Raw genomic sequence first — 10,852 nt, 5'->3', positions numbered from 1 at the left:
AATTAATCTATTTGACTAACACTTTCTAAAAATGAAATACAATCATCTAAGTTTGGCTGTGTAAGCCCTTCTGGATCTGCAGTTTGCACACATCCGGTGTCTGTATCAGCTTGTAAATTTACAGGTGTACAATTTGAATCTTCTACCACATTACCATCTTTATCTTCTTTGTAAACACAAGTTGGTGAGGTGTTTTTATCTCCACTCGGTCCTTTTCCAGGATAAACACAATTTTGGTTTATACTTTTAATATCACTGGAAACAGACGAGAAATAATGAAGCGGTAAACCGTTTGGTCCAAACTCTCTATGTTTTATAATCATATTTGTTTTTTGAATTCCATTTGAATCTGCCACAACCTTAGACCCTATATTAAACCAAATATCCGCCATTCCACCCTCGTTTGCTGGATACTCCTGTATTTCAGCCTGTTTTAAAGATGATGACCACATAATCATACTGAAACCAACTTCAATTGGCTCTGACCCTCTTACATTTTCCTGGTCAATTCCTGGAAAAATATTTTCTATATATGGAGATGTTCTGTCTATTTCATTTATTACACCAAATTCCCAAAAATAATTATCGGGTACTTTTTCTGAAATATCCAAAATTATAGGATTTTCTATTACTGGTTTTCCGTCTGAAACACCATCAGCATTACCATCTAATGCATTTCCAGATATATCCATAACACCCGTAAAAGGAATAGCCTCGGAATTTTTCTCTGAAATTAACTCCGCAGTTCGAACCAAAACTTCATAAGGAACTGTACAATTTAAATCTGTGTCAGGACATTCTACAGGAAGACAGTACATAACATCTCCACAGCTATTTTGTCCACAAGCTTCGGTTGACACAAATTCTACTGTTTTGTAACCATTTGTAATTCTCCATTCTCCAGAAACAGCAGTATCTCCAAAAATAATATTTGTAAAACCAGAACCTGAAATACCTTGTAAAGATGTGGGATCCATTGGCTCGTTGAAGTTTATTTGTAAAATTGTATTTCTAGAAACATCCAAATTCATAGTAGGAAAAACAGATGTTACTTTTGGCGGATCAAAATCTAAAAGTGTCCCCACCTCAAACTCCCAAAAATAATGCCCATCTCTGTCATTATCAAACACACTTGTTCCTGTATCTATTTTAAGTATTTTTTCTGTAAGATCTACTGTATACCATACATTTTCATTTGGATTTCCTAATAATTCAAGAGGTTTTATTGTAAAAGTAAGAATATTTCCATCTGTTTCTGTGACTATTACCGCAGAATCTATGAGAGAATCCGCGTCGTCGTTAGAATAAATCTTTACAGCATCTTTATTTAAAACATCGCACTGAGTATTCCAGTCAAAAACTGCTAAATCTGGTGTCACACAATCTCCAAAAACCCCATTTCCATTTGAGTCTATCGCAATGCTTGAAGGGTCTATAGATTCATTGAAAGTGACAGAAATTTTTGTATTTCTACTTACATCTCTTTGATCTCTATCTGGAAAATGATCTGATATAATTTTTCCAAAAGATCCACTACCTGCAAACACTTGAATACCTGGCGCTCTTGCTGTTCCACCAAGCCCTGCCAATCCTCCTGTAGCTTTTTGGAGTGAAGATAATACAAACTGAGTAATAGCAAACGAAGATAAGATAATAACCAACCCAATAACAGCGTTTACAAGTATTTTCTTTCCAGTTGCAACTTTTTCCTCGTTGCCGGCAGAGGTCATAATAGTAAAACCCCCGTAAATAATAATACTCAAAGCAATAATACCCAAAAGTCCTAAAAATACACGTATTATTTTAGCAATTGTTATGCGAATATCTTGTGTTGCAAGCTCTGTGACACTGTCAACACTCTCCAATCCAAAAGTATCACCTTGCGCGTAAACTTCTGTGGTACCACTAAAAGAAAAAATTGAAAACAAAAAAACCACTGCAATCATAATATAAAAGACTGCAGTAGCTTTTTTGACTAATTTTTTGTTTCTCATCCAGACAAGCATGGGAAATTATTTTAGATTTTTACTATGGGGTTGTTTTCAAATACTATTTCAACGAAACAATGTTTGAAAACAACCCCATTTTGAATTTATTTAGACTTCAAGCGTTTGTCAACCAACTGACGCACAAGTGCGCCGTCTGCTTTTCCTTTTACATGTTGCATTACCACCCCCATCAAAACTCCGAAGTTTAGATCACTATCACTGTTTTCACTTACAACCTTATCTACTATTTTTTCAACCTCTTCTTTGCTCAAATGTTCTGGTAAATACTTTTTAAGTAATTCTATTTCTATTTCAGCATTTTCTGACAGATCTTCCCTACCAGCTTTTCTGAAATCTTGTAATGCATCCTGAGATTGTTTTACAAGACGCTTTGCAGCAGCTTGGACTTCTTCATCAGTTAGATTGCGCTTTTTTTCTATTTCTTCATTCTTTATCGCAGACCACAAATTACGCAATGTACTAAGTAGTACCTTATTGCGCTCCAACATTGCTGTTTTTTGTGATTCTATTATTTGTTCTCTTAAAGACATAATAATTCTACCTTCTTCTTTTTCTAAAACTCTCTTCTTCTGGCATTCTACCTATTTTACGCAAATAGGTTATTTTGTCTGCTTTGTGTGCTTTTTTTACAGCCTGATTTTTCTTAAGATTTTTACTTTTTTTAGGGTCAAAATATTTTACCTTCCTCGCCTGCAAAAGTTTACCTGACTGTTTCCAGTTTCTCTTCACACGACGCATAAATGCCTCAAATGATTCACTTTTTCTTCTTTTAATTTCTGACAGATTAATTCACCTCCCGTATTGGGTTAAATTTAAGTTATTTTTAGAATGAATACAACATCTTTTTCACAGACACAGTACACACCCTTAGACCAACTCTAAAATAATACAATTTATTATAGAATTAACCTATCTAAATTATATACAAAAAATACTAATAAGTCAACCTATTTTTAGACTTTTTCCACAGGTTGACTAAAAAAACATAAAATAACCAATTAAACCAACTGACTAAGTATTCTTTTTAGTCTTGTTTTTAACTTTTTCTGATCTATAATTTCTTGAATTCCAGATTCCATATCTCTAATTATAATAGTAGAATCTTGCACCTCTCTTTGACCCAAAATAAGAGTATAAGGAGTTTGCATTTTATCTGCTATTTCTAATTGAGCTTTTAGTGCAGATTTAGCTAGATTGTGCCCAACAAAAATCCCATCTTTTCTCAACTCTTTTATAATTCCTAGTGCCCTTCTTTTTGCCTGAATTCCAAGTTGTGCAAAAAATATTTTAATTTCACTCTCCTCTTCAGCTTCGCCGTTTTTTATTTTTTCTTTCAATTTGTTTGCAACTCTTTCCAACCCTATCCCAAAACCACAAGCTGTAGCAGGTTGCCCTCCTAAATGTTCCACTAATTTGTCATACCTACCACCAGCCGCAAGAGCACTTTGTGAACCATTGTCTTCTTTGTCGTTTTCAACAGGAAAAAGCTCAAAAACAGTATCTGTGTAATAATCTAGTCCACGAACAAGTTTATAATCTAACTTGTAAGGTAAGCCTAGCTCATCTAGATACTCCAAAACAGACATAAAAAACTCTTTTGACTTATCACCAAGCCAATCTACAATATGTGGTGCTTCTTCTATTACACTTTTACAACCTTTCATTTTGCAATCCAAAACTCTAAGTGGATTTTTATTTATTCTGCGTTTACAATCGACACAAAGATAACTACGCTTTGAACGCAAATAACTAACCAATTCTACTAAATATCTCTCTCTGTCATTCAAAGTACCAATACTATTTAAATGAATACTTACATCTATTCCTAAATCTTTTATAAAATTGTAAGCAACAGAGATAATCTCTGCATCCATTGCTGGATTGTGATTGTCTCCTATCACTTCACAACCAAACTGATGAAATTCACGATATCTATTCGCTTGAGGTTTCTCCCTTCTAAACATTGGTCCCTCGTACCAAACTTTCACAGGTTGAGTTAGTGTATGAAGTCCATTTTCAATATACGCACGCACTACAGAGGCTGTAGCTTCTGGGCGTAAAGCAGTCTTACCAAAACTATCAACACCATCAAAAACATACATTTCCTTTTCTACAATGTCAGTTCCTTTTCCCACAGAACGAACAAAAAGATTTGCACTCTCTAACAATGGTGTCTCTATGTAAGAATATCCATAAGCTTTTACCATTTCCGCCCTCTTACTTCTCATTTTTTTCCAAATATTATCATCTTGAGGTAGAATATCTCTCATTCCTTTTACCCTAGAAAAAGTGGGAATCTTTTTTACTTCCATCTCTTCTACAGCTTTTTTTGTTGTAGATTTTACTGCTTTTTTTGGAGCTGGTTTTTTTGTTTGCTTACTTTTCTGTACCATATTATTTTATTCGATTATTTTTTTAAAAATTGTATTTTGGGGTATTGAACAAGGAAACCCTACTAAAAGGCCAACCTCTTACCCACGCCTTTCCTACTATTGTATCTTCTGAAATTGGTCCAAAACGCCTTGAGTCAAAACTTTCATCTCTGTTGTCTCCCATTACAAAATACTGATCTTCTGCCAAAGTGACAGAATATGTACCAGGCGTTTCTTCTATTATATAACTCTCGTCTACTACAACGCCGGCAGGATTATCTTTGTTATACACAATTATTTTACTATTTTCTACTTTTACCCTCTCTCCAGGAAGACCAATTATTCTTTTTAGATAAAAATCTTCATTATCTAGCGGAGCTTTAAAAACTATTACCTCTCCTCTTTCTGGCTCCCCAAAACGATAACTTATTTCGTCTATAATTAGATAATCTCTTTCATGAAAATTTGGCTCCATTGACTGACCTTTTACATAAAAAGGTTTAAACAAGAAATAACGGACAACTCCGATAGTTATTCCAGCCAACAGCGCAATTTTTATTAATTCCAAAAAGAAACTACCTATTTTCCTAAATATGCTTTTTTCTTGTGTTAGATCTAATTCATCTTCTAAGGTTTCATCTTCGTTTTTTTCACCGTCTTCTTCGACTTCAGACTTTTCCAATTTTTCACTTTTTTTAGTCATCTTTTTAAATTAAGTCTTTTTCTTATACTTATGAGAGGATTATAGCGTAAAAAGAGAAAAAAAACAAATCAATTAAGTAAAGAAGATTTAAAAAAAACAAAAAAACCACTTTAAAAAGTGGTTTTTTTGTTTAGATATTAATCTTATTGAAGGAGTTGCAATACTTTCCCTTGAAATGGACCGTAATATTTTACTATGTTAGGATCTCCATTCAATTCTAAATAAAACACCATTGTATCATCTAAATTACCGTTTTCATTCCAATCAGGTTCGACCAAAACAAAAACGCTATGAGCCACACCATCCAAACCAATATTAATATCAACACCACTTCCAAATTTTGCCCTAATAAGACCAGACGGTCTGCTTGTTTTATAATCATCCATTATAAGAACATATTCGTCTGTAGTATTAAATTCTGGTAAATTTTGCTGTGTTGTTTTTATTTGTTTTTGTAATAAATCACCGCTATTTTCTGTTTGGATGATAACCTGTTTTGTTTCCAATATATCTTTTATTTCCTCTATTTTAGATTGTAATTCTTGATTTTGTGTTTGCATTCTTTTTTCTATATTTTTTATATTTATACTTTGTAAAAAATATACTCCAATCCCAACAATTAAAGCTGTAAATATAATAGATACCACTAAAATCCAAACATTTTTAGAATTATCTTGCATATTATGTGTTTCATTTTGCATTTCTTCATTCATATTTTTTAATAATTATATATATAATATGGAATATTATATTATTTTGTAAATTAATACTTTTATTATAACACAAAAAATCACTTTTTGAAACGATTTTTTATTTAAATATTAATCTTATTGAAGTAATTGTAATACTTTCCCTTGGAATGGGCCATAGTAAGTGGTTTTATCTGAGTCCAAACAGACATCTTCTTGTGCACAAGCTGGCGGTTCGCGTTCTTCCAAATAAAATATTTTTACATCTTCCATATTTCCAGTGTCCCAGTTTTGCTCAGTCAATACAAAAACACTATGAGAAATTATACTTGAACCAACATCAATATCATTTCCATTGCCAAATTTTGCTCTTTCAAAATTGTTAGGCTTTTCTGTTTCATATTTATTCATTTCCAAAACATATTTACCAATATCATCACTTTTAAAATTTAATGGATTTTTTTGTGCTTGCCACAAATAAATACCTCCACAAACAATTAGCAAACCTACAAAAAATGCAATAATAATTTTTTTATTTTTCATATTTTTTATTATAATGAATATTTTATATTATACATTAAAAAAATAAAAAAACCATCTATAAAAAATGATTTTAAATTTGTGGGCAATCCAGGAATCGAACCTGGGACCTCAGCATTATCAGTGCTGCGCTCTAACCAACTGAGCTAATTGCCCTTTTGTAGGACTGTTTCAAAATATCTGTGGGTCCGAGAGGAATCGAACCTCTGACCTCTTGCATGTCGAGCAAGCGCTCTAACCAACTGAGCTACGAACCCTTTACTCAAATACTATAACATTTTACATAAAAAATACAAAAAAGTCAAGTGTAAAACAAAAACTGCCAATTTGGGCAGTTTTTGTTTTTAATTCTTTTTTAGATGTTCAAGTCTTCTACAGCACTTGTATCTATTTCCTCCTCTACAGCTGGAGCTTTTGGAACTTCAACTCTTGGGGATTCGACTCTTTCGGGTCTATTAGTCCTCTCAACTCTTGGTGGACGACCGCCTTCTGGTTCGTTAATCTTTAAGTTTACAATTGCATTTGCTTTTGCTCCAACAATTTTTAATAAAGTACGAATAGAACGAGCTGTATTTCCTTGACGCCCAATCACATAACCCATATCACTAGGATTTACAGTTAGTGTAATAAGGACACCTCTTTCATCAATTTCTCTTGTTGTAGAAACATCTTCTGGATTATTTACAATGTTTCTTACAATCATTTCAACAAACTCTTGATCTTTTTCCATATTTTAAACTTACGGATTAATTAAATTAGATTATGCTTTTAAACAACATCTAAATTATATCATTTATTTTAAAAGAAGGTCAATACAATTATAAATTTTACTTACTCTTTTCGACTTCTTTATCCACAGTTTCAGTTTTAACTCCTTCTGTTTTCACATCTTCTTCTGGAGTTTCAACTTTTTCTTCTTTTATAACTTCTTCTGTTTTAGGTGTTTCAGCTTTATCCTCAACAGCAGGAGTTTTTTCGATTTCTTCTGTTTTTATCTCTTCTTCTTTCGGAGTTTCCTCAGTTTTTGCTTTTTCTGCTTCTACTTTTTTTGCTTCAGCTTTTTCAGTTTCTGCAGCAATTTTTTTAGCTTCTTTTTCTTCTAAAGCTTTTGCTTTTGCATCAGCTTCTTTTTTAATTTTTTCTGTATTTGAAGCATCAATTTTCCCTTGTCTTTTATTTGTAATTGTTACAGACTTCTTTTTATCACCTTTTATAACACCTTCTTTTACAAGTAGATTGAATACTGTATTTGAAGGTTGTGCACCAACAGAAATCCAATATTTTATTCTATCTACTTTTAAAACAATTTTACTTGGTTTTACTAGTGGATTGTAGTGCCCTAAAATTTCCAAACTTCCAGCTTGTGTATCTTTGTGTTTCTCAGAAACAATTACACGGTAAACCGGTTGTTTCTTTTTTCCTCTTCTTTGTAGTCTTATTGCTAACATAACTTAATATATCTATTTAATTGTGACGGTAAATATGCGATTATTGTATACGAAATCACACAAAAAGTCAAGTCTTTGCGTGATTTTCCAGGTTTACAGATACTAGACTACTTACACCATCTCCACCCATTGTGACTCCATAAAGTAAGTCCGAAGCGTTCATTGTTGCTCTATTGTGAGTAATAAGTATACATTGCGCGCGAGATGCAAGGTCTTCTAAAATTTCTGTAAACCGTATAGAATTTGACTCATCTAATGCTGCCTCTACTTCGTCCAACACGACAAAAGGTGATGGGTTTGCACGCAAAATTGCACAAATTAGAGCAATGGAGGTCATCGTTCTCTCTCCGCCAGACAAAGATTCTATATGTTTAATCTTTTTTCCAGGAGGACAAGCTGTAATCTCAATTCCTTGTAAAACCCTTTTTCCTTTATTTTCAGAAGCCTCTTCGTCTAATTCATTATCTTTCTCTCGTCCATATATTTCAATTAATTCTGCCCCTCCACCATTGAAAAGTAATTTGAAATACCTAGAAAACTCTTTTTTAATATGTGTAAAAACTTTTTTTCTTTTTTGCTTCATCAAAATATCTAATTCTGTGATTAATCTATTTAGATCATTTACAGCATTTTTTAAATCCTTCAACTTACCACTCAAATGTCCATATTTTTCAGAAACTTCTTCATATTCCTGAATAACAGATTCGTCTATTCCACCAATTAACCCTAAATTATATTTTATTTTTTGTATTTTATCTTGAAAACCTTCAAACTCATCAGAAGAAATATACTCCACACCTCTTTTTAAAATAGTGTGTATGTCTTCATTTGTCTCAACTTTTATCTCATGTTCCAAATCTTCTTGTTTTGTCTCTCTTCTCGCCATTTCTACATCAAAATTATTTTTATTTGAAGCCAAAGTATTTAATTCAGACTGTTTTTTTTGCATTTCGTCTTGCAAATAAAAGATTTTTTTCTTTTTATCTTCTTCATCTTGATTAAACCGCTCAATTTTATTACGAGCAACACTTAGAGTTTCTTCTAGTTCAATTAGTTTTCTGTCGTATTCATCTTTTTGAGATTGAATACCTTCCACTATATCTCCATAATCACTTGATCCGGAAGTATTCATTAATAGTTCCTGCTCCAAACTAGCCAGTTCTCTTGAGTTATCTTTTTTATTTTTATTTAGGCTTTCTAAATTGTTTTCAGAAATTTGTTTTTGTGTATTTAATTCTGACAATGTATTTTTTTCTCTTAAATAGTTAGACTGTACTTTGTTTAATAATTGATGGAGTCTTTCATAACTTATTCCACTTTCTGTTATATTACTATTTTGATTCAAAAAACTAAACATACCTCCTTTTCTACTTCTATAACCTCCACGCATACTCCCACCTCTATCCAAAACATCGCCTTCCAAAGTCACCATTCTTATTTTTCCAATTCCAACTTTTTTAGCTGCACTAATGTCTTCTACGATCAAAGTACTACCAAAAACATAAGAAAAAATATCTTCATACTTATCTTCAAATTGAACAAGCTCAACAGCAAAACCATGAACTCCATCGTAATCCAAATAATCGTACTGATCTTCATAAATACGACGAGGATTTATTTTGTTTAAAGGTAAAAATGTTGCTGTTCCAAGTCTTTCACTTCTTAGATGTTCTATACATTTTTTTGCAGTTATATCACTTTCTACAACCACAGAAGATAAGTTTCCACCAGCAGCAATATCCAATGCTAAAGCATATTTCAAATCTGCTTCTGCCAGATTTGACACGGCTCCGTAAACCTTTCCAAAGCTATCTTTATTATTCAAAATATTTAGAACAGCAGGTGAACCATACTTATGTCCATAACTATTATTTTGATTTCCGGCAGACTTACTAATTTTTTCCTGCAATAATTTTATTTCTTCTTCTTTTTTTTCTACATCTTTTTGTTTTTCATTGAAGTCTGCAACTGTTTTGTTCACTGAATTTTCCAATTTTTCTACAGATATTTTATACTCATTTTGTTGGATTTTTAGTTGATCAATTTTTGTCCTCAACCAACCAATCTGTTGTTCACCTGCTTTTCCATACTCAACCTGAAGTCTTCCAGAAAGTACAGACCTGTCTTGTTCTAACTCACTTTTTTCTCTAAATAATTTTTGGTATTCATTTTGTAGACTATCAAAATTTGTTGTTCTGCTTTGCTCTCTTGCCAATTCTGCCAAATCATTTTGAACCATTACTAAACTATTTTCCAAAATTTTATATTCTTTATTTACACAGTCCAACCTAACTCTTAATTCATCTATTTTTTTCTTATTTTTACCCCAAAGACTACCATAATAACTATTTTGAGCCTCTTTCAATTTTATCTCTAAACTTTGTCTTTTCTCCAATTTTTTTACTTGTCGCTCCAAACTTCTAAGGCGTGGGGAAACTTCTGTAAGTAAAAGTTCTGCTTGATTTATATTTTCTGTAGTTCTTTTTAGTCTTAAACTTGCCTGATGTCGTCGTATTTGAAATTCTTTTATTCCAGACGCTTCGTCAAAAAACATTTTTCGCTCCGCTGGAGTTTGAAACAAAAACCTATCTATCACGCCTTGTCCTATAATTCCATAAGAATTATTTCCAAATTGAGCTTTTGCTAATAAAATTTGAAAATCTATAAGACGCACTTTTTTACCGTTTATTAAATATTCATTTTCGCCAGATCTATAAAGTTTTCTAGAAATTATAACTTCATCATAATCAACTGGAATTTTGTGATCTTTGTTTTCAAAAACCAAACTAACACTTGCCATTCCAAGCTGTCCTCTTAGATTTGAACCAGAAAAAATAATGTCGTGACTTTTTTTACCACGAAGTTGTTTCAAACTTTGTTCACCCAAAACCCAGCGAATAGCATCTGAAACATTACTCTTTCCACTTCCGTTTGGTCCAACAATTGAAGTAATTACAAACTTCCCGTCTTTTGGTGCTGGAAATTCAAAAACTGTTTTTTTTGCAAAGGATTTAAATCCATTCAATTCAATTCGTTTTAAATACATAAATGCTAAAAAGTTTTATTACAATGTCACACTTGACATTTTATC

10 protein-coding genes and 2 tRNA genes are annotated in these 10,852 nt (G+C 32.2%); all 12 read right to left on the bottom strand.

Going from position 1 to position 10,852, the window contains the following annotated elements; genetic code table 11:
• Nucleotides 1-2 precede the first annotated feature (2 nt).
• Entirely contained in the window at nt 3-1,994 is a 1,992-nt protein-coding gene (locus L3J07_00355; GenBank protein ID MCF6276281.1) for a hypothetical protein, read from the bottom strand.
• A 98-nt stretch (nt 1,995-2,092) separates the two neighbouring features.
• Nucleotides 2,093-2,539, bottom strand: coding sequence for a GatB/YqeY domain-containing protein (locus L3J07_00350; protein ID MCF6276280.1), 447 nt, complete (start codon nt 2,537-2,539; stop codon nt 2,093-2,095).
• 7 nt (nt 2,540-2,546) lie between these two features.
• Nucleotides 2,547-2,747: a hypothetical protein gene (locus L3J07_00345; GenBank protein ID MCF6276279.1), complete on the bottom strand. Its 201-nt coding sequence runs from the start codon at nt 2,745-2,747 to the stop codon at nt 2,547-2,549.
• Nucleotides 2,748-3,007: 260 nt separating this feature from the next.
• Entirely contained in the window at nt 3,008-4,402 is a 1,395-nt protein-coding gene (hisS, locus tag L3J07_00340; GenBank protein ID MCF6276278.1) for a histidine--tRNA ligase, read from the bottom strand.
• A 22-nt stretch (nt 4,403-4,424) separates the two neighbouring features.
• Nucleotides 4,425-5,084 (bottom strand): signal peptidase I, encoded by a 660-nt coding sequence (gene lepB, locus L3J07_00335; protein ID MCF6276277.1) that lies wholly within the window; start codon nt 5,082-5,084, stop codon nt 4,425-4,427.
• A gap of 143 nt (nt 5,085-5,227) precedes the next feature.
• Complete coding sequence (locus L3J07_00330) at nt 5,228-5,797, bottom strand: hypothetical protein (GenBank protein ID MCF6276276.1); 570 nt, start codon at nt 5,795-5,797, stop codon at nt 5,228-5,230.
• Nucleotides 5,798-5,911: 114 nt separating this feature from the next.
• The gene (locus tag L3J07_00325; protein MCF6276275.1) at nt 5,912-6,316 is read right to left on the bottom strand and encodes a hypothetical protein; all 405 of its coding nucleotides are present in this window, start codon (nt 6,314-6,316) and stop codon (nt 5,912-5,914) included.
• A 79-nt stretch (nt 6,317-6,395) separates the two neighbouring features.
• A tRNA-Ile gene (locus tag L3J07_00320) sits at nt 6,396-6,469 on the bottom strand.
• 27 nt (nt 6,470-6,496) lie between these two features.
• Nucleotides 6,497-6,570, bottom strand: a tRNA-Val gene (locus tag L3J07_00315).
• Between the two features lie 98 nt (nt 6,571-6,668).
• Nucleotides 6,669-7,043, bottom strand: coding sequence for a KH domain-containing protein (locus L3J07_00310; GenBank protein ID MCF6276274.1), 375 nt, complete (start codon nt 7,041-7,043; stop codon nt 6,669-6,671).
• A 97-nt stretch (nt 7,044-7,140) separates the two neighbouring features.
• A complete protein-coding gene (gene rpsP, locus L3J07_00305) occupies nt 7,141-7,761 on the bottom strand; it encodes a 30S ribosomal protein S16 (protein MCF6276273.1) in 621 nt (206 codons plus the stop codon).
• 67 nt (nt 7,762-7,828) lie between these two features.
• Nucleotides 7,829-10,807, bottom strand: a complete 2,979-nt coding sequence (locus tag L3J07_00300; GenBank protein MCF6276272.1) for a chromosome segregation protein SMC — start codon at nt 10,805-10,807, stop codon at nt 7,829-7,831.
• Between the last annotated feature and the right edge of the window lie 45 nt (nt 10,808-10,852).

The organism is Candidatus Magasanikbacteria bacterium (genome assembly GCA_021648085.1).
Classification (GTDB): Bacteria; Patescibacteriota; Patescibacteriia; order Magasanikbacterales; family UBA922; genus JAKITS01.
The sequence above is the reverse complement of the archived record's forward strand: the minus strand, read 5'-3'. Positions and strand labels throughout refer to the sequence as shown.